This window comes from Cupriavidus sp. GW821-FHT07C08 (assembly GCF_059419025.1).
The window spans coordinates 36,395-62,076 of sequence record NZ_JBWKQZ010000004.1 but is presented as its reverse complement, the minus strand read 5'-3'; the positions used below and the strand labels follow the sequence as shown (position 1 = coordinate 62,076).

Sequence of the window (25,682 nt, the reverse complement as noted above, 5' to 3'; positions counted from 1 at the left end):
AAATGCCAGCCGGCCCTTTCGTGGGTCCAGGCTATATCCGTTCTTATGTGATTGTTGTCACTGACGCAAACTGATACTACTTTTGTATCGCCTGAGCATTACCCGCATATCGATAGCACGCGCCAAGGAGGCAAAATCAAGATCTCTCGAAACGCGCAGCCATGCGGTATTCCAGCCCGGCCGCATTCTTATCCCCGATTCCTGCAATTGAGGTCAATTTAACCAAACCTGGCGGAAATAGGAATTCCAATCTTTTAAGGTCTGACATAAGTAGCTTTGCTGCGCTGCGATATTTCTGGGCTTATCCCATCTCAACCCCCTCTATGGAGGGGATTGAAAGTCGGGCGCCTGAAGGTCGTGCGCTCCGCGATCAGTGCAAGCGTGGCACATTCGCGGTGAGTCGGCGTACTCGACGACGTTCCATTTGCTATGAAAATTTTTCCGGTCATTTTGACCTAATACTTTTTCATTAACTGTTTAGCGCGCCGTACCCCGCTCCAGTGGGGATTGATAGCATTTTCAGGCCACTGGATACCGCTGCCCGCAGTGTCTGCAGGAGCCTCCAAAAACTACCTCTCCATGGTCGGCAATGCCTTGTCCATCAAGGCTTTGCGAGAGTCCAGAAGTCCCGAGGCGAGAGCGCAACGCGATTAATGCCGTGCGCTCCGACATTATCCTCAGCGCCAGCGGTGGGACGTGCGCCCCTCGTCCATAGAGCTGATTTGCCATTCCAATTCCGCCAGCTAGATTGACCTCATCGTTGGCGCTCGCCAAAGCCATCGAATTTACGTGCCTAAGAGCCGGGGAAAGGGGGGCATCCCATGAAACGCATCCATATGAGCTGTTCGGGCCCAAGGCACGTCAACAACAACCAGGCTACCGATTGGGGAGGCCTCGCCATCAACCTCGCCTGCATCAAGTAGGCACTTTGGATGGCGGCGCGCGTCTGGGCCGGGGGGGGAGGCGCGCGCTTGAGCGGCGGCAGGACACATTGTCCTGCCGCCTTTCTGTTCCGCCATGGAGCCTGCCGTGGCGAACGACTACGTACAGCTCGTTTGGGCTGAGGGCAAAGAAAGAGGGTGTAGGCGCCACAGGGATGCGCCTACACCCTTAAGTTTGGCAACGGGGTCGCCGCTTGGCATTGTGCTGCATCGCAGCATCGGCGGTACCCCTCAAGCGATGGGAAGCACGAGTGCAGCGTAAGGAAGTGCTCGGCCTGCCTGAAGCGTCGGGGAATTCTGACTTGATAGGGCGGTTCAGGCTTGTGGGCGCTGTTCTTGGATCAGCACGACCGCACCGAAACTCAGCAGGCACGTCGCTGCCATATACCAGGCCGCCGACATGGGCTTGCCGGTCAACTTGATCATTCCCGTCACGATGAACTGCGCGGTGCCGCCAAACACCGCAACGTTCAGCGCATGCGAAATCGCGGCGCCGCTGGCGCGAACCCGTGCAGGAAATGCTTCGAGCACAAGCAGGGTGCCAACGGCAGCGCCAAGTGCCACCATTGCGCTGATCAGCCCGACGCCAACCAGGACTGACAGCGCGCCGTCTGCACGCACAATCATCAGGAAGACCGGGAAGACCAGAAGCACTTTGCATCCCGCCGTTTGGAGGGCCAGCGGCTGTCAGCCATTCTTTGCCGCCTTGGCGCCCGTCGTCACACGCAGGTCATTTCGCAGATGAAAAATGTCTGCGTGCGTCCAGCCTAGTAACTACGCCACCGTCGGGCAGTCCGCCGGAATCTCTCTCGCGCTGGATACCACCATCGGCGCCTTCGTTCGCGTCAAGGCGACCGACCTGGCAAGTTACAATTGGGTGGTCAACCTCTTTACAGCCGACAATGGCTTCGGAGAGGACGGCGTTGGGGACAAACGCTCAGGCAGCAGATACATAGAACATTGCGTGGTGCCCTGTCCTGACCATGTTTCCATCAGTTGCCACGTCGGTTTATATGGCCCACAACGTTATTGCCAGCCAACCGCCTGATGCCAACTACCCCCTCCCAGCGTCTAAATGGAAGGTCGGCGGCAATTCTGGCAAGGGGATCGATGTGCGCAATGCCTTTTACTGTAATCATGCGGTTACCGCCCGACAGATCGCCAGATTGGCATACGGATACAATTTTTCGGACCTTGGCATTAGTCCCGCGAACTCGTGCATGTTCGTGAACTACTCGTCATCTGGCGACATTTCTGACCTGATCAATAACGACCAGGGGGCATCATTAACAGGGGGGCCCAGTTTCCTGACGCAAATGTTAGCGCGTCACTTGGGCAGGCAACGGCAAGCGTGCGCCTGCGCGGCACCTGTATCAATGGGATCATGAGGTGAACCCGTGAAGCGAACTTTCGCGCAACTCGCTCCTCCCCCGTCTCTGACGGGCGCCACGAGTGTTATCTACACGGTTTCAGCAAAGCAACTAACGAAGGATGACTTCGGCATTCATTACATCCGCTGGCCGTATGACCCGAACCCGATCAACCCGCAAGGCGTTGCTGTGTTCTGGCCGGACACACAGGCGGCAGGGATAGCTCGGTGTTTCGACCCGAATTGGCACGGCAGATGGGACTCATCCTCCCAACGGTGGTTTGGGGGGACCATGCGCCCCGATGGCACCTTCGATTTCTCAATGATCGACAACGTGTTGTCCCAGTACGCAGCAAAGGGATTCAAGATAGTGCTGAACCTTGGCGCTCTGACATACAGCGCCCTGACAGCAGACAATAATGGAACCGGCCTGAATATGTTCGGGCATGATCCGTCATCTCCTCAAGGTCAAACCGATTTCCTAAACTACCTGAACGGGCTACTGCCGCACATTTCCGGAAAGGTGTACGCCTATGAGCCTTATGGCGAGCCGAGCGGGATCATGAATTCAACGGCAACTGGGGGCCTTGGATGGTCGCTTGCGAAGCTCTCCAACGTGGTAGCACAGTATCAGCGGATAGCCTTTCTGCTAGTCAAGAAGTACGATCCGACTGCTACTGTCGTCTCAACACCTTACCAGGGTGGGGAGGGCGTGCTCGCTGGGCAGATGTTTGCCGCGGATGCGAGCGGCATCGCCATCGATGGGAGCACTGGCGCTGGCACTGTTGGGGCACAGTATTTCGACGTCATTGGCCACCACTTCTATGGCGCACTCGCAAACCAAAACTGGGATCGAAGTGGCATCGACTACAACGGGTCAATCATTACTCGAACGATGCTCACGTATGCCGGGCAACTCAATTGGGCGATTGCACTAAACAATCTGCAGAGCAAGCCCGTCTGGAACACTGAGTTTCATGCGAGCGGATCAAGTCTGTACCGGTTCCAGGGGCAATCTCGCAGTTACAGCGACCGCGTCCTTCGCCAGTTGCTATTCGGTTCGATTGCGTGCGGCTTCACTAAGCATTTAATCTACGCGGCTGATCACTCTAATCTCGGGCTTTGGGATGGCTCATCCCCAACAAATCAATTCAATGCTACTTCGGCCACGGCCGCAAACGTCTTTGCGAGCATCATAAATGTGCTCGTAGCACAACCGATTTCTGCCGGCTTTGCTTACTACGCGTCAGAAGAAAGCCCGCGACCGTTTGTGCATGAAGGCATGCCGGTCAGGAAGCCGGCAGATGCAAGTGGTGTGTTTCTGGATTTATAGGGATCTACATGTCCGAACCAATCAGCGGCCGCGCCGCAAAGCGTAGCAGGCTGGAAGCTCATGGGCGGCTTGGCTTGCAGGGTGGCCCCACCATAGGGAATGCACGTGCGCATAGACCTCGTGAATGTGCCTCGATCATGGTTTGGAAGGCGCGTGGAGTCCATATGCCGCGGTGGTGACGAGGAGGAGCGCAGCAGCGGCGGAAACCGGTCGAAACGGTCTGAATTTAGAGCGCGTGAAAGTGCGAACAAAGAGCGCGCCGACTGCAGCGCCCAAAAGCCAGCCCGCGATGACTTCGGGAACCGTGTGGGCGTGATCGAAGACTCTGGCGACAGCAGTCAGCCGGCCGACAAGCAAACCGACGATGGCGCCGATGCCTGCGTTGCCTCCCATGCTCCGGGAAAGGAGTGCGATGGCGACGGTCCAGACAGCAGTCGACAAGGTCGTATGCCCGCTGATCATGCGAAATTCGATCGAGGAAAGCTCGAACCCGCATCCAGCGTACAGGACTTTAGATATGCCGGTCAGTGCCATGCCGGCCGACAGAAGCTTGCCTGGCAAGTCTGCGAGCGCCCCCCTCGTTGAGCGGAAGCGGGTGATCGATGACAGGCGGCGGCGTGATATGCAGCGGTTCAGACTTCCGTGCGCTTCTCCTTAATCAGAACGACCGCACCGAAACTCAGCAGGCATGTCGCTGCCATATACCAGGCCGCCGACATGGGGTTGCCGGTCAACTTGATCATTCCCGTCACGATGAACTGCGCGGTGCCACCAAACAGCGCAACGTTCAGCGCATGCGAAATCGCGGCGCCGCTGGCGCGCACCCGTGCGGGAAATGCTTCGAGCACAAGCAGGGTGCCAACGGCGGCGCCAAGTGCCACCATAGCGCTGATCAGCCCGACGCCAACCAGGACTGGCAGCGTGCCGTCTGCACGCACAATCATCAGGAAGATCGGGAAGACCAGAAGCACTTTGCATCCCGCCGTGAAGAGGGCCAGCGGCTTGCGGCGGGGCAGTCGGTCGATGAGCAGGCCGGACAGCGGCGGGATGACAGTCAGCAGCAGCGCGGACAACGTTGCTGCCAAAAATCCCGTGCTGGCAGGTACGTGCATCACGCGATGCAGGTAGCTTGGCATGTAGTAGACGATGACGTAGACCGGGATCGTTGACCCCATCCTGATCAGGATCGCCAGGAGCATGGTGCTGCGATGCTCGCGCCACAGTTCAGCGAGCGGCGTGGCGGCATCTCTGTCCTTTGTGTCGACGAGCGGCGCCTCGCGAAGCTGGCGGCGAACGTAGATGCCGACGGGCGCGATCAGAAGTCCGAACAGGAACGGAACACGCCAGCCCCAGGAAGCCAGATCCTCCGGCGACATCACCTTCGTGAGAAGGGCGCCCAGGGATGCTCCCAGCAACGCAGCCGCGCCCTGGCTCACGGACTGCCAGCTGACCACGCGGCCACGACTCGACACCGGTCCGGTTTCCATCACGTATGCCGAGGCAACGCCGATTTCGCCGCCGACGGCAAAACCTTGCAGCGCCCGACCGATGATGATGATGACCGGCGCAGCCGCACCGATCATTGCAAATGGCGGGCAGAGGGCGATGGCTGCCGTCCCGATGGTCATCAGGACGGTGGTTCTCGTCATCGCCGCGCGGCGCCCGACACGGTCGGCGCAGGCACCGATCATCATCGCGCCAAGCGGCCGGATGAGAAAGCCAACGCCAAAGGTGCCCACTGCCATCAGCAACGAAGTCAGAGGATCTTCCGCCGGGAAGAACTGGTCTCCGATCATCGCCGCGAAGAATCCGAACACGGTGAAGTCAAACGTTTCCAGTCCACTGACGAGAGACGTTGCGACGACAGTCTTTCGGAGTTCGCTTTCGCTTTTCTGAGTGTCTCCTTCCCCCATCTTCAACCGTCAATGCTCCAATTCATGACTTTCCCCACCTAAGCGTGGGGCCCCCTAAAGCAGGGTAAGACCCGGTCCGACCCCCATCAATAATCAACCCCGGCAAGCCTGACCCCTTGCCTGACCCGTTAGGGTGTAGGACTCCCTGTGCCTACACCCTTCTTTTTTTGTGCTTTGGCAAATTGCGGGAAGAAGGGCGTATAGAAGCGTCCGGAAATCCGGTGGGCAAGATGCGCGGATCAGACGATCTTGCAGGCCAGGAACACGGCCGAAAGAACCGCAGCAAGCTGGCTGGCCCGGGACGAAACGCGCAGCGGCATGACGGAATTTCCCACGCTCGACGAGGCACGCATTCTCGCTCGATATCGCTTCGCGCACATCCCTCCTTTTTGCGGGTCCACTCTTACGTGGGGATAGATAACTCGCTAAAAACGCCATTTGTGCCTTGAAGATGTAGCCGCTGGAGCCATACACTTCGCCGGTCATTCGCGTAATGACGCAGTGCAAAAAGAGCGCGCCACCGCGCCGAGCAGCACGAAGCCAACACCGCCAGGTTCAAATCCGCAGGCAGCGCAAACAAGCGGAAAGGCACCAGCGTGTGCCATGTCGGACAAGCGGAATCCCCGCAACACAGCCCGCTCAGGAGACGGCGGACAACGCGGGCCTTCTTGTAACAAGGGAATAATCGAGACGTGCTAAAGCTTTCAAGCAGGCTGACGTTTGGCAGGGCGGTAATGTGCCTGGGGATCGTTCCGTTACTGGCTTCCTGTGCACTCGCACCAGGGATGCGCTTCGACCCGCAGCGACCGCTCGATCCGGAGGACCCGGAATCGGTGCCCAAAATCACCCGGATCACGCCGGCGCTGGTGCGCACGCTGAAGGCCTCCACACAGCCAGCGAACGCTGGGGTGGAGGAGCTGTTCGCAGACCCGAGGCCCTATACCGTGGGCGTGGGCGACATTCTCTCGATCGTTGTGTGGGACCACCCGGAACTGGTGTTCCCCACGCAAACGTACTCGATTGGTACTGCATACGAGATCCCGAACTACAGCGGCGCGGCCAACGTGCCAGGCTACGTCGTAAGTCCCGCGGGCACCATCCAGTTTCCATATGCCGGTGTGCTCAAGGTTCTCGGTCGCACACCGGACGAGATCCGCGGACAGTTGAGCACCCAGCTCAAGCCTGTCGTCAACATGCCGCAGGTCACCGTACGCGTGCTCGCCTTCCGCAGCAAGCGCGTCTACATGGACGGCGAAGTCAAGACGCCTGGCCCCCAGAACGTCGACGACGTACCCATGACCCTGGTCGAAGCGCTCAACCGCGCCGGGGGTGTCAACGTCCTGACGGGCGACAACAGCCGCATCCGCGTTTCCCGTGAGGGCAAGACCTACGTCGTCAACCTGCCTGCACTCCTGCAGCAAGGCATCGACCCCGCCAAAATCCTGCTGCGCAACGGCGACATCGTTCGCGTGGAACAACGCGAGGACAGCAAGGTATTCGTGACCGGCGAAGTTTTGCGTCCTGTCGCCGTCATGCCGCGCAACGGGCGCCTGACACTCAGCGAGGCCATCGGTGAAGCTGGCGGTGTCAACCCCAACTCGGCCAACGCCAAGGAACTCTATGTTATCCGCAAGAGCATCGATGGCGAAGCCGAGGTGTTTCACCTCGACGGCAAGTCCCCTGTCTCCTTTGCCCTGGCCGAGTCGTTTGAGCTGAAGCCGAGGGACGTTGTCTACGTGGATGCCGCAGGTGTGGTCCGCTGGAGCCGCGTAATCAACCAATTGCTGCCGAGCGGCAACTTCTTCACGTCCACGGCGAACGCGGTCAAATGATCAAGACTGTACTCGTGGTCTGCATCGGCAATATTTGCAGGAGTCCTATGGCGCAGGGGCTCCTTAAGGAGGCATTGCCGGATGCCAACATCATCTCCGCTGGCCTCGGCGCGCTCACGGGCAAGCCGGCCGATGCGCACGCCATCGCAGTCATGCACGAGATTGGCGTGGATATCACCGGCCATCGAGCCCAGCAACTGAGTCGAGCCATGACGACGCGTGCGGACCTCATTCTCGTGATGGACAACGACCAGCGGCAGGACATCCAGCACTTGCACCCGGCCACCACCGGTCGTGTCTTTCGCATCGGTGAGCTTGCCAGGTTCGATGTGCCAGATCCCTATCGCGAAGCACGTCCCGCCTTCGAAAACGTGCTGCGGTTGATCCAACGCGGCGTGGAAGCCTGGGTGCCGCGCATCCAGGCGCTTCGATAACCGATTCAGCAATGCAGATGAACCAGACTCCCCCTCCAGTTGTTGTCGCTGCGCCTCCGGACGACGAGATTGACCTCGTCCGGTACCTTGATGTGCTGCTTGCCAGTCGTTGGCTGATTGCATCCATTGCGGGTGTAGTGCTGGCGCTAGGGGTGGCGTACGCATTCCTGGCTCGGCCAGTCTATCGGGCCGATATCCTGGTGCAGGTGGAGGACAATCCGAACAGCGCCAACAGCCTGCTGGGTGATGTCTCCAGTCTGTTCGATGTCAAGGCGCAGGCCACGGCGGAGATCGAGATCCTCCGCTCGCGCATGGTTGTCAGTAAGGCGGTGGACAATTTGCGGCTCTATATTTCGGCGAAGCCCAACTATTTTCCTTTTGTCGGTGCCAGCATCGCCAACCGCGCCAAGGGTTTGTCGGAGCCAGGACTATTCGGGTTCGGTGGCTTCGCCTGGGCCAGGGAATCTATCAATGTTGAGCAGTTCGATGTCCCTGAATCGCTTGAGGGTGAAAAGTTCAAGCTGTTCGCCCTGGGTGAAGGCCGCTACCGTGTGGAGCATTCCAGCCTGGACGCGCCCCTCGAGGGGCGTGTGGGCCAGCGGCTGACCGCGCAGCAGAGCGTGGGCGACTTCACGCTGCTGGTAACGGATATGAAGGCAAAGCCGGGCATCGCGTTCAAGCTCGTGCGGAACTCGCACCTGCAAACCGTCGAGAAACTCCAGGACCAACTCCAGATCGCCGAGAAGGGGAAGCAGAGCGGCATCATTGGCGCTTCGCTCGATGGCGCCGACCCGAAGGTTACGGCAAGCATCCTGAATGAGATCGGTGAAGAGTACGTTACGCAGAATATCAAGCGTAAAGCCGCCGAGGCAGAGAAGTCACTCGTCTTCCTGGGAGAACTCCTGCCACAACTCAAGGGCGAGCTGGAACGGGCCGAGGTGAAGTACAACGACATGCGCAACAAGCGCAATACCTTCAACCTGAGCGAGGAAGGTAAGGCGTTTCTGCAGGAAAACGTGATGGCCGAAACGAGGCTGCTCGAGTTGAAGCAAAAGCGCACCGAACTATCGACACGTTTTGCTGCCTCCCACCCGGGCGTGCAGGCCATCGATCAGCAAATAGTGGCGTTAAACACGAAAGTCGCTGCTATGGCTGCCCGCATGAAGGCCTTCCCCAATGTGGAGCAGGACACCCTGCGATTGATGCGCGACGTGCAAGTCAACAACGACCTTTACGTGGGATTGCTGAACAATATGCAGCAACTCAAGCTCGTCAAGGCGGGCAAGGTCGGAAATGTGCGGCTGCTTGATAATGCCCCGGTTCCTGAGGAACCTATCAAGCCCAAAAAGGGCCTGGTCATAGCGCTGGCTGCTATTCTGGGCGTTCTGATTGGTGTCGTGGTGGCCTTCGTGCGCAATGCGCTGTACGGTGGTATCACCGATTCGCAGGACATTGAGCAGCATACGGGTCTGAGTGTCTACGCGACCGTGCCTTTATCGACCGCACAGAATTTTCTCACCGAAGAAATCCGCCAGCGCAAGCGCGGCAACTTCGTGCTCGCAGAACGTAATCCCAATGAGCCAGCGATTGAAAGTCTGCGCAGCCTGCGCACGGCTTTGCAGTTTGCCATGCTCGATGCGGACAACAAGCGCGTGCTGCTCACGGGCCCCACGCCAGGTGTCGGCAAGTCATTTATCTCGGCCAACCTCTCCGCGGTGATGGCCTCGAGCGGCAAGCGCGTGCTGCTGATCGATGCCGACATGCGCAAGGGCCACCTGAACCAGTATTTTGGCAAGTCCCGAAACAACGGCCTGGCGGACGTGCTGCTCGGCAAAGCGAGTTTTGACCAGGCGGTACACCGCGAAGTACTTGAAAACCTGGACTTTCTCAGTACCGGCGGCTTGCCTCCGAATCCGGCTGAACTGCTGCTCAACGCGCGGATGGTGAAGCTTCTTGATGAGTTGGATCACCAGTACGACCTTGTCCTAATCGATACGCCGCCCGTTCTTGCCGTCTCCGATACCGCGATCCTCGCTGCCCGCTGCGGCTCGGTGCTCCTGGTGACGCGGTTCGAGAAAACCACCATCGGCGAAGTGACTGAATCCGCCAAGCAACTGCGCCAGACAAATGCCGATGTGAATGGCGTCGTGTTTAATGGTTTGGATCCTAACGCATACCGCTATGGCTATGGTTCGAAATACGGACGTTATCGCTATGCGTACTACGGCTACACTCAAGATGTTATCCCGCAAGAGGCGGCCAAAACAAAGTGAGGAAAGCAATATCTCCTTGGGATTAAGAAAAGTTCCCTATAAGAGATAGCTCTATAAAGCCATCGTTAGACCCGGGTCAAAATAGCCAAGCCAATGAAGCTGGCAATTCTGTGGTGGGTTGGTCTCAGTGATGCAACGCAAGCTGTCTGCTCCGACCTCCACAGCCCCTAGAGTCAGCATGATCGCCGACTGCGATGTCGGTGGATCCGATCTCCATGGGGTCTCTCCCTTACAGGGCTATGCCGCCGCCGCCAGGCGGTGTGCCTACACGCGTTGGTATATAACATGCCGACGTGCTGGAATTTGGATTCGAAAAAGGAGAATTCGGATGGACGAGCCAGTAGACATTATTCCGGTAGTCCTATGCGGTGGAACTGGTACGCGCCTCTGGCCCCTTTCCCGCGAAGGATACCCAAAACAATTTCTAAAGCTCAGTGGTAGTCAGTCCCTGCTTCAGGAGACTGTACTACGAGTGCAAGGAATAGCAGGGGTCGGTGCACCTATATTAGTCTCCAATCATGCTCATCGCTTTATGGTGGCGGAGCAAGTCCATGATCTGGGTATTCACGGCAAAGTGATGCTTGAGGCGCATGGTCGAAATACGGCGCCTGCGGCGGCCGCAGCGGCAGTCCAAGCGATGCTTGATGGTGGGGACCCGATTCTCTTGCTCTTGCCGTCAGATCATTTAATCGGAAACCCGGAGGCCTTCGTCGCGGCCGTCGGAGCAGCAGTTTCGGCGGCGCGTGAGGGCGCCATAGTCACCTTTGGCGTGGCGCCCACGGAGCCGGCTACCGGGTACGGCTATATCAAGGCTGGGGTGCCGTTAGAGGGAGCAGGGTTTGAAGTAGAGCGCTTCGTGGAGAAGCCATCCGTGGAGCGGGCGAAGCAATACCTTGTCGACGGCAACTATTTCTGGAACAGCGGGATATTCATGTTTCTCGCGTCGACGTATCTGTCCGAACTCGAGAAGTTCGCACCGGAGATACTCGTGTCTGCGCGCGATGCCGTCAAACTAGGCCAGCAGGATCAGGATTTCTTTAGGCTACACCCTGAATCCCTTGAGCGCTGCCCCAGCAATTCCGTTGACTACGCAGTGATGGAACACACTCAACGTGCCCGAGTGGTTCCTTTGGTAGCCGAATGGAGCGACGTGGGCTCATGGGATGCCGTCTGGAAGATGGGGAAAAAGACCGATGCTGGAAACGTCACTGTCGGTGAAGTTGTTACCCACCGAGCTAACAATTGCTTGATTCACTCGTGGCACCGGCTTGTTGCAGTTGCTGGCCTGGATAATGTGATGGTCGTAGAAACACCGGATGCTGTCCTAGTAGTGCATCGGGATCAGGCGCAAGACGTGAAGGAACTTGTGAACCTGGTAAATAGCACGGGGCGCAACGAAGCTGTTGAACACCGGAAGGTCTATCGACCATGGGGAAACTATGACTCGGTGGACAGCGGTGAGCGTTACCAAGTCAAGCGCATCACTGTGAAGCCCGGTGCGAAGCTATCCCAGCAAATGCATCACCATCGCGCAGAGCACTGGATTGTAGTTAAGGGAACGGCGCGGGTGACATGCGGCGATGAAACCTTTCTGCTTACCGAAAACCAATCGAGCTATATTCCTCTAGGTACAGTTCATCGACTGGAAAATCCCGGGAAAATGCCTCTCGAGCTGATCGAAGTGCAGAGCGGAAGCTACTTGGGTGAGGACGATATCGTTCGCTTCGAAGATACCTATGGCCGAAAATGACTACCACTATGAATCGTGAATCAAGAATCTTCGTAACTGGTCACCGTGGAATGGTAGGAAGTGCAATCGTTCGGCGCCTCCTTGCCAAAGGCTATAAGAATGTGATCACGAGATCACGAGCGGAACTCGATCTGCTTAATCAGAACGCTGTTCAGAATTTTCTGGCGGCCGAGAAACCGGACTACATATATGTTGCTGCGGCAAAAGTCGGCGGCATTCAAGCAAACAATCAGTATCGTGCAGATTTTCTATATCAAAATTTGCAAATTGAAGCGAACATCATCCACGGCGCCCATTTGGCCGGGGTTCAGCGGCTGATGTTTCTTGGATCTAGCTGCATTTATCCGCGAGAATGCCCTCAGCCGATCAAAGAAGAGTATCTTTTGACGGGGCTACTAGAGTTAACAAATGAACCGTACGCGATTGCAAAGATCGCCGGTATCAAACTCTGCGAAAGCTATAACAAGCAATACGGACGCCAGTACGTCAGCGTCATGCCGACCAATCTATATGGTCCCAACGACAATTACGATCTGGCAAATAGTCATGTACTGCCAGCACTAATTCGAAAGGCACACGAAGCGAAGCTTCATGGTGAAAAGCAGTACGTAGTATGGGGCACTGGCACGCCTAGAAGAGAATTCCTTTACGTCGATGACCTGGCCGATGCCTGTGTGCATCTGGCTGAGCAAGATTATGACGGGCCGCTGGTGAATATCGGTACCGGTGAGGATGTAACCATAAGGGAACTGGCAGAGACAGTAATGGGCGTTATTGGCTTCTCTGGTGACATCATCTTCGACTCTTCAAAGCCAGACGGCACTCCCCGCAAACTGCTGGATGTGAGCAGACTGGCTTCACTCGGTTGGCGTGCGCGAACGGCCTTGCGAGATGGTATTCAGTATGCATATGAAGCTGCCCCATTTCGGCAGTGATCCGATTATAAAATTTGGATGAGCAGGTTTTCCATGGCACAAGAGAAAGTTGCACTCATTACTGGTATTACTGGCCAAGACGGATCTTATCTCGCCGAGTTCCTTTTGGAGAAAGGCTACACCGTTCACGGCATTAAGCGTCGCGCTTCTAGCTTTAATACAGACCGGATCGATCATATATATGAAGATCCACATGTGGAAAATGCTCGCTTCAAGCTCCATTATGGTGATCTGAGCGACACGAGCAACTTGGTGCGTATCATTCAGCAAACAAAGCCCGACGAAATATACAACCTTGGGGCGCAAAGTCATGTCGCGGTGAGTTTCGAAAGTCCTGAATACACCGCAGATGTGGACGCGATGGGGGCACTTAGGATTCTGGAGGCAATCCGCATTCTGGGTAGAGAGAAAATTACACGATTCTATCAGGCATCTACCTCCGAATTATTCGGGTTAGTGCAAGAAATTCCCCAAAAGGAGACAACACCGTTCTATCCTAGGAGTCCCTATGCAGTTGCCAAGATGTATGCGTATTGGATAACCGTTAACTATCGGGAAGCGTACGGTATGTACGCGTGTAATGGTATTCTTTTTAATCACGAAAGCCCGCGGCGAGGGGAGACATTCGTTACTCGAAAGATTACACGAGGGTTAGCAAATATTCAGCAAGGATTAGAAGAGTGCCTGTACATGGGAAATCTGGACGCGCTGCGCGACTGGGGACACGCAAAGGACTACGTCCGTATGCAGTGGTTGATGCTGCAGCAGGAGACTCCGGAAGACTTCGTAATTGCGACGGGCGTACAGTATTGCGTGCGGCAGTTTATCGAATGGACTGCCTCTGAATTGGGGATGACTCTTCAATGGGAAGGCCGCGGTGTCAACGAAGTCGGTTATTGGGGTGATCGTCCGATCGTTCGCGTAGACCCCCGCTATTTCCGACCAGCCGAGGTGGAGACGTTGCTAGGAGACCCGACAAAGGCGAGAGAGAAACTTGGGTGGGTTCCCGAAATCACCACGCAAGAAATGTGTAGGGAGATGGTACAGCATGACCTAGCGCAGGCAAAACAGCTTGCGCTTCTCAAGGCTCATGGATACAAGATTCCCGTTGCTGTCGAGTAGTAGACAAAAAGCGGACGATTCTCGTAATCGTCCGCTCTCTAGATTCCTTTCGGCGAGCGGACGCCATCCACTGTCGCCTCCCTCGGCTAGGGAATATATGAAAACTTCCAATTGTTACTGTAGATTTTGAAGGCTGCGATTATGCTGGCTTTTATGAGATCCAGGCTGAAAAATCGAGGTTTACCCTTGCTTCTAGATCAGGTATTAATGTCTGGAACGAATTTCCTCATTCTATACCTGGCGGCGAAAGTCTTATCTCCAGAAGCATTGGCAGCATACACACTCGCCAATACGGTCCTCCTATTTCTTCTGTCAGTAAATAGGGTGCTGATCATTCAGCCGGCATCGATCTTCTTCGTCTCGCAGCAATATCGTGGGGATATGTCGGTTTTTTCGCGAGCATTGCCGACACAAACGATCTTCGTGTTGCTTGGGATATCCGCAATATTTGCATTTGGCTTTGTGTATTTTCCGGATGTAAGAATTCTGCTGTCCTTGTCGATCTACTTCGTGGTGACAATATCAATGGAGTTCTACCGGAGAATATTGATATCTACCGGGCGCGCGGCGGAGGCAACCTCCATATTTGCAATCAGTGGGCTGATCTGCGTTGCATTGGTCAGTTGTGTTTGGTATCTGAAAATTGAAGGTCCACATCTGGTATTTGCCGCTGGATTCTCAGGTATTTGCATTGCGTATGCCATAAAACATAAGTCGATATACAAGATATCCACGAGTTTAATATCCGGAATAAAAACTAAAAATGCGAGTGGAGGGCGCTTACAATATATAAAGTATGCAAAATGGCTTGTACTAAGTCAGCTCGTATTCTTTGGCGCAACGCAAATATACCCATTCATCATAAGCGATGTCCTTGACGCTCGCAGTGTGGCAATTTATGCGGTATGCGGATCAATCGTGAATATTATTAATGTTGCAAGATTGGCCATTGCGAATCACCTGCCAGCATATTTTTCAGCACGCAAGAGCGAGCTGAGTGTTGCGGAATTCAAAGGATTGGCGGGAAGGGTGACGTTTCTGGCTGTCTTCGGGCTCATTCTTGTAAATATCGTTCTCTGTTTCCTGGCGCCAACAATATTTTCGCTTCTCTTTGGTGATAAATACACGGGGGCTTCCTCCTTTTTTCCATTGTTGCTGTTTGCGCAACTCCCATCGTTTATATCCCTTTTTCTGAACTCGGTTTCAATGGCGGTTGGCGACACGAAGCAAATTTTCTTCGGGAATCTATTTGGGACGATCTTCTCCTTGGCTATTGGACCCGAGATAGTGGGAAAATTGGGGCTAACGGGAGTAGCTCTGGGGGTTGCAGTGTCCGCATTCTTTCCGATGGCATTTCAATTGATCGCGTTTGCGAGGCTCAAGAATTTGGAGGTTCACCGTGGCTCCAATCCCTAGATCTGAGAGTAGGATAGTCCTTGTTGAACCTATTTGCAGGGGGAGTCGACTGCAAGTACTTGCTAATGTCATCTCGGCGATTCGAAAGGTATCAGAATGTGAGTTGGTCATTGTTACCAGGAGGGACTATCATACCGACCATTTTCGGGAACTAATGGGCGATAGCCGCGGAATTACAATCAGGGACGTTGAGCTTGGCCTAAGTGATAGTTGGATTTCAACGCTAAACTTCGGGCAGTTTGATCGCCTATTGCGCGCTGTCAGTGAGGAAAGCACCGACGGCGCAACAACAGTGATATTTATGGCGATCGACGAATACCTCCTTGCAATGGCGGCGAATAGTCTGAAACTACGGGCGCTGAAAGCGCGTCGAGTCTACTTCATAAAGTATAGGGTCGAGTATCTCTTGCATCCGTTCGAGACCGTTCGCTCGATGGTGCTGACCGCTCTAACGAAGATTCCATGCGTAGCAGGGCGTGCAAAGTTTATCTGCTTTGACGAACGAATTGGCGAAAAGCGGAAGATTGGATCTAGGCCGATAGGACTGCTTCCAGACCCTTGGTTCGGAGATTTCGGTTGCTTCAGACGTGAAGCTGCACGAAACAAATTCCAGATTCTGGGGAAATGCTTCGTCGCCTTGACGATCGGACGTCAGGATAGTCGGAAGGGTATCGATAAGTTAATTCGACTATTTCCGGAGATGGTGAAGATACCAAAATTTAAACTATTCGTGGTCGGTAAGATAGACGAAAAGTATCGGTCGGACTTTGACCATCTAAAGAAGGCGTATCCCGCCAATATTATTCACATCAACAATTTTGTGGCTGAGGATGAGTTGCCGGACATTTTTTCTGCGGCAGATGCTTTTCTCCTTCCATATGCTAAGACATTCACTGCGACCAGTGGCACGCTAGCTCGGGCTGCGGCCAGTGGCGTCCCCGTTGTGGCTGTAGAGCACGGGCTCGTTGGCTATAGGGTTGCGGAATATCAGTTGGGGGAGACATTTAATTGCGATTCAGATTGGGAATTTCTGGGGGCAATCTCGAGGATTTCAGAATATCCACCTGCTACGCTCCAGATGCGCAGAGATAATTTATCGAGGTTTGCCGCAACGTGCACATTGGAAAATTTCTCGCGGGCGGTTCATAGTAATTTCGTTAGCTGAAATATATGAAGATAACGCTACTCCACGGCTATTCGGACTCCAATAAGGGCGATTTGGCGATTGTGCTGGGTACACTTCGCCTCTTCGAGGAAATATTCGATCGCCCGCAGATTACTCTACAGTCAGTTTATTCTAGAGCCGATCCTGATTTTGATTTTCATCATCGTTTCATGAGGAAGCGAGGAATTCGTGTTCTATCCCATATGATCCCGTCGCCATACCTCGATAGCGACAAACACACTCGGACGAGAAACTTGAAAGCAGCGTTGAGATTAGTCATCTCGGCAGCGGCGCAGTTGATTGCGGAGCGATCGAAACTGCTAGCACGTTTCATTGGAGTGGATTCTGACGCGCTAGATAATATTAGAGATTGTGACCTGGTTGTTTTGAAGGGCGGCCAATATATTTACAACGACCAAGGCGGGCTACGTGGAGCATTGTATCTATGGCGAATCTTGTCAACGATTAATCTCGCAGCGCGCCTGGGCAAGCCAGTCTTGATATTGGGGCAGAGTATTGGACCGTTGGCAGGTGATCTTGCCCTGGAAATGACCAGGCGAGCTTTGAAGAAATGCAAAGCCATCATTGTGCGCGAGAAGCTCAGTGAAGAGTTGATGACGCAGTTGGGACTGGGCGCTCGCACGAGGCGATCGCCTGACCTTGCATTTTTAGTACGGCCCGAAGAATCGGCGCGGACGTCGGCATTGGTTGCCGCGTTTCAAAAGCAGCGGACGCTTGGAATGACAGTGGTTGACTGGTCATTTCCCGGTTCGAAGGATCCGAAAGGTGACCGCGAAAGGTATGTCGACGCGTTGATTCAGCTCGCTGTTTACGCCTTTAATGAACTCGGAATGGGAGTCGCCCTATTTCCGCAAGTCATCGTGCGACATCACGGAGGGAGTGATTCCGTGCTAATAGGGGAAATCAAGAAGAAACTTGCGGACCTAGGAGTTACTGCTCACGCGCCCACGGAAGATTTCTCCCCCGGTGAACTCAGTAATCTGTATGGTCATTGTACGGCGCTGATTGGTACCCGCCTACATTCCTGCATTCTAGCCGCAGTCTCGGCGTGTCCAATTGTAGCCATACGTTACCAAGGCTTCAAGACGGAGGGCGTGATGGCAGAGCTTGGAATGGAGCGATTTGTCCACGATATCGGTAGCGTTAGCTTTGGGGAGCTAAAACGCTCATTGGACGAAGTGCTGGATAATCGCGCATTGTTGACGACGAATCTCATCGCGGCGGTGGAAAGATTCAGAAATGAGATCCAATCTACGTTCTCTGATCTTATTCGCAGTGAACTCTCAATTGATCCACTACATTTGACCGCAAAAGTGGCTGCGACTTTATGAAAGTTCTCCTATCAGCATACGGCTGTTCACCTATTCAAGGTTCGGAGCCCGGTGTCGGTTGGCGCTGGGCATGTGAGCTATCCGAAGATCACGACGTCACAGTGTTGACGCATCCGTTCTTTGAGGAGGAGATCAAACGCGTAATTTCGATATCGCCCAAGAATATTCGATTTGTATATTACGAGGTTCCACGATTGAAGAAGCGTCGAAGGAAGGGGGAGCTCAATTCGAGGTGGTATTATTATTTGTGGCAATGGTGTGCATCTGGGCGCGCGAAGCAATTGGTTCGGGAGAGGAAGTTTGATGTCGTTCACCATCTAACTTGGGGAAACTTTCGACTACCTAGTTTTATGTGGCGCACGGGAGTCCCGTTTGTATTCGGGCCAGTAGGTGGTGGAGAAACAGCACCACTCCGGCTCTACGCCGGACTCCCCCTCAGAGAGCGAATCGTGGAGTATCTCCGTCACGCTTGGGTGTGGGTGGCGAAATATGATCCGCTGGTGCGCCTCTGCTTAAGACGAGCTAAGTTGGTCGTCTGTAAGACGAAGCAGACGGCATTGAGTTTGCCGGCCCGATCACCTGGGAGATGTCTCGTTGCACTCGAAGTTGGCGCTGAAGCTCAGACAATGGAGGATCGAAATCCGATGCCCTCAGGGGGTAAAGTTGTCCAACTGCTGTACGTTGGGCGACTAATTGGATTGAAAGGAGTGCATTTCCTTATAGATGCCGTCAATATTCTAAGGAATAAAGGAATTCCGATTCGTCTCGATATCGTGGGGGAGGGGCCACTGCGCGGGTTCTTGTCAAAGAAGGTGGCAGCATTAGGTTTGGGGCATGAGATTCAATTTCGGGGTAGCGTAAAGTTTTCGGAAATCCAGTCTGTGTATCGTGATGCCGACTACTTCGTGTTTCCGAGCTTGCACGATTCGAGTGGAACGGTGATTTTAGAGGCCCTGAGTGCAGGAGTCCCTGTCGTTTGCCTCGACCTTGGTGGACCAGCCGAGATCGTTGACAGCACTTGTGGCGAGGTGGTGGATACAGAGGGACTAACTGTGGCTCAGCTATCAGCGCGGATTGCGAACGTCATAGAGAGACTCAATTCTTTGGACACTGACGCGAGGGCGGCGCTAAAACTCGGCGCGTTGGATAGAGCTCAATCACTCTCTTGGCGGGGACAAGTTGGGCGGGTTTATCGTGCGGTGGAACAGCATGTCCTCTAATTTTATCCAGGCCATTGTTGGAACTGGTCGCGGTCCTCGGACTTGGGAGAACGTATTTCTGGCCACTTACGTGCTTGCTTTAATCTGGGCTCTCGACCCGCTCGAGCTTGGCCTCGAAAATGCAGGGGGACTGAAACACGTCCCTGCAGTGGTCTTCGTCGGTGCGCTAGGGATGTGGGCCTTGGGGTTTCTTATAAGGCCAGGTGCAGGCCGAATGGGTAGAAAAAGCAAAAGACTGATATTCTCCGTTGTATGTTTTTCGCTTTTTGTGCTTGTTGGCAGCCTATACGCTCGTATATTCTCACATGTTGAGACAACGTTCTTGAATCTCGGACTATTCCCGCTTGTGGGTATTGCCTATGCTCAGCTCGTGAGATGTTGTCGGTCGCCCGTGCGGTTTGTGAGAAAGATGATTTCCGCTCAGTTCGTCGTGGCGATTTTAATGGTGTTGGGAGTGGTTGTAGGATTGATTAGTGCCGAGGAACTGCATAATCACGAGCATTTAATAATACCTTTTCTCGCGTTTCCCATGTTTGCATCGAGACGAATTCCGGTCATCATGCTTTCTTCCGCCTGCATTCTCGCTTTGGGAATACTGCTAGCAAAGAATACTGCGTATTTGACTGCTGGAATCACCGTAGCCTTGGGTTACTTTAGTTGGATATACGGACGGCTCGCTTTCGCAGGAAGGGGAAATAGAAGAGTTGTTTTAGTCCTTTACTGCGCAGCGGTAATAACTGTCGTGGCAATGGCTGCTCTCGCATATCTGGCATATCGCCCCGACTCTGCGCCGACTGGAAATGCAGAATACCGCATGCATATGTACATTCTGGCCTTGTCGAAATTTATGGCCTCGCCAATATATGGGGATGCCTTTTCATCGAGTTCAACTATAGAATTCGATTTATATACCGTCAACGCGACAACGCAGACGCTGCCAACGCATAGCGATATTTTGGACATATTAGCGGCGGGCGGAATAATTGGAATGGGGACATTCTTGCTTTGCCAGTTTCAAGTCTTGAATATGATCTTACGAGGTATGCTCGTCGGGAAGCAGAATCGCTCGCGCGTGGCTAGTATCATGGGGCTTGGACTTGCTGTGATGATCAGTGCACTTACGGTCTGTGCTTTTAATCCAGTTTTAAATATTCCTAATTCCGCGATGGTTCTGTGGTCTTTCCTTGGGGCCTGCTGTGCGTTGTCGGTAGCGCCGGAGTCTGAGGGTGACAGAATTTGGAACGGCAGGCCGAACCGGCGAGGTCTAGTAATATGAAAGTCGTGGTTGCTCACAATCGTTACCAACTACGTGGGGGTGAGGATAGCGTCGTGGAATCGGAAGTACGGATGCTACGCAATCGCGGTATCGAAGTGACCGAATACATTAGATCCAACGACGAGATAAAATATATCGGAAAGCTAAAGGCGGCGAGGAATGCCATATGGTCGAATGAGACAGCGAGTGAATTTTCGAAGGTCTTATCCGAGGTCCGTCCTGATGTGGTGCACATCCACAATACATTTTCGGTGATTTCGCCTTCTTTACTTCTCGCTTGTTCAATTGCCAATGTTCCTGTCATCCAGACCATTCACAATTTTCGATTGTTGTGCCCACAGGCAATGCTTCTGCGAAATGGAAAAATATGCGAGGAATGCATTGGAGGATTCCCATGGCGCGGGGTAGTACGGGGCTGCTACAGAGGGTCTAGTGCGCAAACGTTCTTGAATGCCACTTCGACGCTAGTCGGAACAGTGATTGAAAGACGAGGGCATGGGGTTAGGCGATATATTGCACTCAATGAATTTTGTAAGAACAAATTGATTCAAGGTGGGGTCGCGCGCGAGAAAATTATCATCAAACCGAACTTCGTTGAAGACCCTGGAGTTCGAAGTGAGAGCCGTAGAGGACTTCTTTTCGCTGGGCGATTGTCGGAGGAAAAGGGCGTTAATGTGTTGGCGGAAGCGGTTCGCGCCTGCAATGGCATTGACGTTCGGGTAATTGGCGATGGGCCTGAACGAGCCGTATTGCAGGATTGCGGCGGAGTCGAGCTGCTTGGCAGCATGGACTCATCGCGCGTAGTACATTGGATGTCTAGATCCGTGGCCTTATTATTGCCAAGTATTTGGTATGAGAATTTTCCGCGTGTTTTGGTTGAGGCGTTTGCTTCCGGCACCCCGGTTATTGGCAGTCGGATTGGGGCGCTGGCGGATCTGATCGAGGATGGCACGACGGGTCTACTCTTTGATCCTAATAGCCACGAAGATCTGGCAAAAAAGATGAGGTGGGCTGCCACTAATCCGAATGAAATGATTCGTATGGGGAGACGAGCGCGGCGGGAGTACGTGGAGAAATACTCGGAGGAGCGCAACTTTGAATTGCTGCATGCAATCTATAAGGACGTGATGGAGTCGCGAGCCTAGAGATCGTTGACGAGATACCGTCAACCCGCGATGAGGCTGGCGGATATGTTGTGTAAGTTTGCTAGCGACAGGTCCAGTTGCATATCTGCCTTGCAGCGACCATGGCAACGTTTTTTTTCTACTAATGTGGCGTCTGGCGGCTGGCGAGGCTCAGCGAAGGTGGGTATCTCCGCCTCCTATCTGTGCCACGCGCTGATGGCTTTTGATTCATCCAAGAATGTCGAGGCGTCATTAGCGATGTCTAGCTATTTGAGGGAGTAACCTCGAGACCGGCTTGACGATAGAAGCTTTAGGGAAAGACTGATTAAATCAGCGCGGCGGTCATCGTTGAGTGACGTGTAAGCGTTGTCATGTGCATGCCCACGATATGAGTCGGAGATGAAGCGACAGATCAGTTTTGCGGAAGGAAAGCCACGGCAAGAAGCGGGTGACGCGCCGCGAGCGCTTTCTGACGGAGATGGAAAGCGTGGTGCCATGGTCGCGTCTGATTGCGGCGGTCGAACCGTACTACCCCAAGGGCAAACGTGGACGGCCGCCGATCGGCCTGGAGCGGATGCTGCGCATTTATTTCTTGCAGCAGTGGTACGGGCTGTCGGACGAGGCGCTGGAAGACGCGCTGTACGACAGCATGGCAATGCGCGCGTTTGCCGGGATCGACCTGGCAGTCGAGGCGGTGCCAGACGCGACCACGCTGCTGAAGTTTCGCCGCCTGCTCGTCGAGCATGAACTGACGCGAAAGCTGTTCGACGAAATCGGCATCATGCTGTGCGAGCGGGGGCTGATGATGAAGGAAGGCACGATTGTGGATGCCACCATTATCGAGGCGCCCCCGTCGACCAAGAACAAGGAGAAGAGCCGCGACCCGGAGATGCACCAGGCCAAGAAGGGCAATGAATGGCATTTTGGTATGAAGGCCCATGTCGGCGTGGATGCGGCCTCTGGGCTGGTGCACAGCGTGGTGGGCACCGCGGCCAACGAGTCTGACGTGTCGCAGGCGCATGCCTTGCTGCATGGCCACGAGGAGCATGCGTTTGGCGACGCGGGCTACACGGGCGTGGACAAGCGCGAGGAGATGCAAGGCAAGACCGTGAAGTGGCAGGTGGCCGTCAAGCGCGGCAAGATCAAGGCGATGAGTGACGGAGCGGTCAAGGACTTGCTGATTGCCGTCGAGCGGGCCAAGGCCCAGATTCGGGCGCGAGTCGAACATCCGTTCCACGTCATCAAGAATCTATATGAACGCGTCCCCTTTTGCGCAAGTTCTTCGTGTGCTTCTGACAGACAGGATGGGCTGCTGCTCTATATCCGTACATGGACTCCCGCCTATGAGCAAGATCGGTGTGCATTTTGAAGGTCTCGACTGCGTCCGTACATTCGGCTTTTGATGTGCCTGTCATCGGCACGAGCCATCATGGAAGTTTGCGCGCTTGCCCCTCATCGGCCTCCTGGCTTCGTAACGCAGCCGCCGGATATATCAGGATCTGCAAGCGCCGGTCTGACCGTTTCGCCATGCTTGCCGCTTCTTGCGCAATCGTGGATGGAGTGAAGGTATCTCGATGTGTTACAGGACGGCTACGCCAACTTGAAGCTGTCACTACTGGTCAATATTGCCCACGCTATTCGCGCCATCTTGTTCGCGAGAGCGATTGCAGCGACGCTCACATGGCGGCGCTGCATCACGGCTTTGATCCAGCAACTGTGCCGGTCGTCACGACGCCCGACGAAGCGCATCACCGCCCGCGCTCCCTGGACCAGCAGAGTGCGGAGGTAGGTGTCGCCGTGTTTTGTAATGCCGCCCAGCTTTGACTTGCCGCCGCTTGATCTCTGCTTGGGCGTCAGACCCAACCACGCTGCGAACTGCCGCCCATTCTTGAACTGCAGTGGATCTCCGACCCCGCTGAATAATGCGGTCGCCACGAGCGGTCCGATCCCAGGTACCGTAGCGAGACGCTGGCAGCTTTCATTGCGTTTGAATATCTCGGCAATCTCAGAAGAGAGTTCGTCGATCCATCGCTGTAACGCTGCCAACTGTTCGAGGTACATTGAACCAAGTCGCCGAAGCAGTATCGTGATGTGGGCGTCGGCGTCATTAATTAAAGCCACGATACCCTGCCTTAACTGGACAATGCCTATCGGAAAGATGAACCCCTCTTCGGCAAACATGCTCCGTATCTGGTTTGACTTCGCTGTTCGCTCGTGAACGAGCCGCTCACGCATACGATGAACCGACTGCAATGATTGCTGTTCGGCGCTTTTGATCGGGACCGGATGAATGCCCGGTCGTGACACCGCGGCACAGATGGCTGAAGCATCGTTCGCATCGTTCTTGCCACCGACCACAAAGGGCTTCACATATTGCGTTGGCAGCAAGCGCACCGTATGTCCCTGTGAGGTAAGTTCACGAGCCCAGAAGTGTGAACCGTGACACGCTTCGATACCGATCAGGCTCGATTCCAGTTTCGAGAAGAACTTCAACACATCTGCTCGGCGCAGCTTCCGCTGTATGACAGGTCTGCCGCTGCGATCGACGCCATAAACCTGGAACACGTTCTTTGCAATATCAAGACCGACGGTGAGCGTAGGCATCTCGAATCTCCCAAAAGTGGCCCCGGAAGTGTGCGCCCCGGAGGGGGCGGGAGTCCATACCATCAGCCTTTTGCAGTCGGTACTGCCCACTGCGGGCCCCTATGAAATATGCCAGACTCACACCTCATTCTGTTAGCGAGCTCGAAGCTCTCTTCTTGATTCAGGTTTAGCGAGTCCCGGTCCTACCTGGTTTGTCATCACACTCGAATGCCAACGCAACCTTTCGACGTCATCCTGTGTTAAACGCTACTCTTTGACTTGGGCGCTTCCACTCATTCAAGCCGGCTTCAAGCTCACGTACTCCTTTTGGTACGGCCGGTCATAAGCCAGTACCGCCCAGATCGTCCGGGCCATCTTGTTGGCCAACGCCACGATCACCACATTCGCCGGCCGCCGCTTCTTCATCTGCTCGACCCATGCGCCGGGCTTCTTTGCGTGCGTTATCACCGATCGTGCACCGTGGATCAGGAGGGTGCGCAGATACGTGTCCCCCCGCTTACTGATCCCATGCAGATTCACCTTGCCGCCCGATCCTGTCTGCTTGGGCACGAGGCCGGCCCACGCCGCAAATTCACGCCCTGACTGAAAGGTCTTCGCATCACCGATCATCGCAATCGCCGCAGTTGCGGTCAGAAGGCCCACGCCGGGGATCTCACTAATCGCCTTCACTGCCTTGTCCTCTTTGACCCATTCGCGCATTCGCCTCTCGATGCCGGGCTATCTGTCCGTCTAACCTTGCGAGCCCGTTCCACTGCTCGCGCAATGTGTCGATAAGCGCCGCCGGCAAGCGGTCGGCCACTCGGGCGAGCACTTCCGGTATCGCCTTATCCAAGGCAGTTCGTCCTTTGCCCATCACCTCTCCGTATTCTGTCAGTAGTCCGCGCAACGCGTTGATCTGCATGGTGCGGAACTTCACCAACTGCTCACGCATACGGTGCAGTGCCAGCATCGCCTGCTGCATCTCAGTCTTCACCGCAACCGCCTTGATTGGCTGCTGCACCGCCAGCCAAATCGCCCGAGCATCAGCAGCATCATTCTTGTTGCGGATGTTGAACGCCTTAACGAACTCTGCTGGCATCAGCCTGACTTGGTGGCCCATCTTTATGAGGCGTCTTGCCCAGTGGTGCGCACCGCCGCATGCTTCCATTCCGATCAGGCAGGGAGCACGGTTCGAAAAGTGCTCGAGAAATTTGGCTCGCTTGATCGGCTTGTTCACAATCTCCCCTGTCGCCTGGTCGATGTAGTGCACCTGAAACACGGTCTTTGCGATATCCACACCCACGGCCGTACAGTTCATTTCTCGATCCTCCGGTTGCCTGGGAAATATGCACATCTTCGCACTTGGCCACCTCAATGCCGTTGGCCGTGAGGATCCATCTTAACCACCGCCTCACAGGTGGGGACGCGTTCATTTCAATTCTGTTTGGTCATCGCAAGGTTCGCTACAAGGGCCTGGTCAAGAACACGGCGCAGTTGTTCAGCCTGTTTGGTCTGGCGAATCTTGTGCTCGCCAGGAAGCTGTTGCTGGCCTCAGAGGGGCGCAATCCGTCCTGAGCGCGCAACGCGCGCCAGGAAAGGCGCGAAAAGAGAGAAAAACGGCTTGAGTCGGTTCCCATCTCTCCC

18 protein-coding genes and 2 pseudogenes are annotated in these 25,682 nt (G+C 54.7%); 15 read left to right on the top strand and 5 right to left on the bottom strand.

Going from position 1 to position 25,682, the window contains the following annotated elements; translation table 11 throughout:
• Window positions 1-1,256 precede the first annotated feature (1,256 nt).
• On the bottom strand, window positions 1,257-1,595 hold the full coding sequence (locus AC07UK_RS07220; RefSeq protein ID WP_494685524.1) for a hypothetical protein: 339 nt from the start codon (window positions 1,593-1,595) through the stop codon (window positions 1,257-1,259).
• A gap of 743 nt (window positions 1,596-2,338) precedes the next feature.
• Between AC07UK_RS07220 and AC07UK_RS07215 the strand changes: the two genes are divergently transcribed.
• Window positions 2,339-3,643: a hypothetical protein gene (locus AC07UK_RS07215; protein ID WP_494685523.1), complete on the top strand. Its 1,305-nt coding sequence runs from the start codon at window positions 2,339-2,341 to the stop codon at window positions 3,641-3,643.
• A gap of 135 nt (window positions 3,644-3,778) precedes the next feature.
• Here AC07UK_RS07215 and AC07UK_RS07210 read toward each other — a convergent pair whose 3' ends face one another.
• Window positions 3,779-4,204, bottom strand: a complete 426-nt coding sequence (locus AC07UK_RS07210; protein ID WP_494685522.1) for a phosphatase PAP2 family protein — start codon at window positions 4,202-4,204, stop codon at window positions 3,779-3,781.
• 71 nt (window positions 4,205-4,275) lie between these two features.
• Window positions 4,276-5,556 carry an MFS transporter gene (locus AC07UK_RS07205; protein ID WP_494685633.1) on the bottom strand — a complete coding sequence of 427 codons (1,281 nt, stop codon included), beginning with the start codon at window positions 5,554-5,556 and terminating at the stop codon, window positions 4,276-4,278.
• A 692-nt stretch (window positions 5,557-6,248) separates the two neighbouring features.
• On the opposite strand from AC07UK_RS07205, the gene AC07UK_RS07200 reads away from it, so the two are divergent.
• The 13 genes from AC07UK_RS07200 (at window position 6,249) to AC07UK_RS07140 (ending at window position 22,824) form a co-directional block, all read left to right on the top strand.
• Window positions 6,249-7,388, top strand: coding sequence for a polysaccharide biosynthesis/export family protein (locus AC07UK_RS07200; RefSeq protein WP_494685521.1), 1,140 nt, complete (start codon window positions 6,249-6,251; stop codon window positions 7,386-7,388).
• Entirely contained in the window at window positions 7,385-7,822 is a 438-nt protein-coding gene (locus AC07UK_RS07195) for a low molecular weight protein-tyrosine-phosphatase (RefSeq protein WP_494685520.1), read from the top strand. Before AC07UK_RS07200 ends, AC07UK_RS07195 begins: the two co-directional genes overlap by 4 nt.
• Window positions 7,823-7,833: 11 nt before the next feature.
• Window positions 7,834-10,095, top strand: coding sequence for a polysaccharide biosynthesis tyrosine autokinase (locus AC07UK_RS07190; RefSeq protein WP_494685519.1), 2,262 nt, complete (start codon window positions 7,834-7,836; stop codon window positions 10,093-10,095).
• A gap of 328 nt (window positions 10,096-10,423) precedes the next feature.
• A complete protein-coding gene (locus AC07UK_RS07185) occupies window positions 10,424-11,845 on the top strand; it encodes a mannose-1-phosphate guanylyltransferase/mannose-6-phosphate isomerase (protein WP_494685518.1) in 1,422 nt (473 codons plus the stop codon).
• Window positions 11,846-11,853: 8 nt separating this feature from the next.
• Window positions 11,854-12,780 carry a GDP-L-fucose synthase gene (gene fcl / locus AC07UK_RS07180; RefSeq protein WP_494685632.1) on the top strand — a complete coding sequence of 309 codons (927 nt, stop codon included), beginning with the start codon at window positions 11,854-11,856 and terminating at the stop codon, window positions 12,778-12,780.
• Window positions 12,781-12,813: 33 nt separating this feature from the next.
• Window positions 12,814-13,902, top strand: coding sequence for a GDP-mannose 4,6-dehydratase (gene gmd / locus AC07UK_RS07175; protein ID WP_494685517.1), 1,089 nt, complete (start codon window positions 12,814-12,816; stop codon window positions 13,900-13,902).
• A gap of 141 nt (window positions 13,903-14,043) precedes the next feature.
• Entirely contained in the window at window positions 14,044-15,318 is a 1,275-nt protein-coding gene (locus AC07UK_RS07170) for a lipopolysaccharide biosynthesis protein (protein WP_494693868.1), read from the top strand.
• A gap of 154 nt (window positions 15,319-15,472) precedes the next feature.
• Window positions 15,473-16,483 carry a glycosyltransferase gene (locus AC07UK_RS07165; protein WP_494685515.1) on the top strand — a complete coding sequence of 337 codons (1,011 nt, stop codon included), beginning with the start codon at window positions 15,473-15,475 and terminating at the stop codon, window positions 16,481-16,483.
• 5 nt (window positions 16,484-16,488) lie between these two features.
• Window positions 16,489-17,835, top strand: a complete 1,347-nt coding sequence (locus AC07UK_RS07160) for a polysaccharide pyruvyl transferase family protein (RefSeq protein ID WP_494685514.1) — start codon at window positions 16,489-16,491, stop codon at window positions 17,833-17,835.
• Window positions 17,832-19,055: a glycosyltransferase family 4 protein gene (locus tag AC07UK_RS07155; protein WP_494685513.1), complete on the top strand. Its 1,224-nt coding sequence runs from the start codon at window positions 17,832-17,834 to the stop codon at window positions 19,053-19,055. Before AC07UK_RS07160 ends, AC07UK_RS07155 begins: the two co-directional genes overlap by 4 nt.
• Complete coding sequence (locus AC07UK_RS07150) at window positions 19,045-20,331, top strand: O-antigen ligase family protein (RefSeq protein WP_494685512.1); 1,287 nt, start codon at window positions 19,045-19,047, stop codon at window positions 20,329-20,331. Before AC07UK_RS07155 ends, AC07UK_RS07150 begins: the two co-directional genes overlap by 11 nt.
• On the top strand, window positions 20,328-21,476 hold the full coding sequence (locus AC07UK_RS07145; protein WP_494685511.1) for a glycosyltransferase family 4 protein: 1,149 nt from the start codon (window positions 20,328-20,330) through the stop codon (window positions 21,474-21,476). Before AC07UK_RS07150 ends, AC07UK_RS07145 begins: the two co-directional genes overlap by 4 nt.
• Before the next feature lie 378 nt (window positions 21,477-21,854).
• Window positions 21,855-22,824 (top strand): IS5 family transposase gene (locus AC07UK_RS07140; RefSeq protein WP_494685510.1). Its coding sequence is split into 2 segments (ribosomal slippage): window positions 21,855-21,883 and window positions 21,882-22,824, totalling 972 coding nucleotides; the frame shifts between segments, so codons are not numbered across the junction.
• 221 nt (window positions 22,825-23,045) lie between these two features.
• Here AC07UK_RS07140 and AC07UK_RS07135 read toward each other — a convergent pair.
• Together AC07UK_RS07135 and AC07UK_RS07130 are read right to left on the bottom strand one after the other, a co-directional pair.
• Window positions 23,046-24,059, bottom strand: coding sequence for an IS110 family RNA-guided transposase (locus tag AC07UK_RS07135; RefSeq protein ID WP_494685509.1), 1,014 nt, complete (start codon window positions 24,057-24,059; stop codon window positions 23,046-23,048).
• A 276-nt stretch (window positions 24,060-24,335) separates the two neighbouring features.
• Window positions 24,336-25,356 (bottom strand): annotated as a pseudogene (locus tag AC07UK_RS07130) (IS110 family RNA-guided transposase).
• A gap of 113 nt (window positions 25,357-25,469) precedes the next feature.
• Between AC07UK_RS07130 and AC07UK_RS07125 the strand changes: the two are divergent.
• Window positions 25,470-25,613: pseudogene (locus AC07UK_RS07125) on the top strand (IS5/IS1182 family transposase); the annotation flags it as partial.
• Window positions 25,614-25,682: the final 69 nt, after the last annotated feature.

Excerpts from the sequence above, each read along its gene's own strand:
- AC07UK_RS07170 (WP_494693868.1), top strand. The coding sequence starts at position 14,044 with ATGCTGGCTTTTATGAGATCCAGGCTGAAAAATCGAGGTTTACCCTTG.
- AC07UK_RS07150 (WP_494685512.1), top strand. The coding sequence starts at position 19,045 with ATGTCCTCTAATTTTATCCAGGCCATTGTTGGAACTGGTCGCGGTCCT.
- AC07UK_RS07190 (WP_494685519.1), top strand. The coding sequence starts at position 7,834 with ATGCAGATGAACCAGACTCCCCCTCCAGTTGTTGTCGCTGCGCCTCCG.
- AC07UK_RS07155 (WP_494685513.1), top strand. The coding sequence starts at position 17,832 with ATGAAAGTTCTCCTATCAGCATACGGCTGTTCACCTATTCAAGGTTCG.
- AC07UK_RS07135 (WP_494685509.1), bottom strand. The coding sequence starts at position 24,059 with ATGCCTACGCTCACCGTCGGTCTTGATATTGCAAAGAACGTGTTCCAG.
- gmd (WP_494685517.1), top strand. The coding sequence starts at position 12,814 with ATGGCACAAGAGAAAGTTGCACTCATTACTGGTATTACTGGCCAAGAC.
- fcl (WP_494685632.1), top strand. The coding sequence starts at position 11,854 with ATGAATCGTGAATCAAGAATCTTCGTAACTGGTCACCGTGGAATGGTA.
- AC07UK_RS07145 (WP_494685511.1), top strand. The coding sequence starts at position 20,328 with ATGAAAGTCGTGGTTGCTCACAATCGTTACCAACTACGTGGGGGTGAG.
- AC07UK_RS07165 (WP_494685515.1), top strand. The coding sequence starts at position 15,473 with ATGGGCGATAGCCGCGGAATTACAATCAGGGACGTTGAGCTTGGCCTA.
- AC07UK_RS07205 (WP_494685633.1), bottom strand. The coding sequence starts at position 5,556 with ATGGGGGAAGGAGACACTCAGAAAAGCGAAAGCGAACTCCGAAAGACT.
- AC07UK_RS07160 (WP_494685514.1), top strand. The coding sequence starts at position 16,489 with ATGAAGATAACGCTACTCCACGGCTATTCGGACTCCAATAAGGGCGAT.
- AC07UK_RS07185 (WP_494685518.1), top strand. The coding sequence starts at position 10,424 with ATGGACGAGCCAGTAGACATTATTCCGGTAGTCCTATGCGGTGGAACT.
- AC07UK_RS07195 (WP_494685520.1), top strand. The coding sequence starts at position 7,385 with ATGATCAAGACTGTACTCGTGGTCTGCATCGGCAATATTTGCAGGAGT.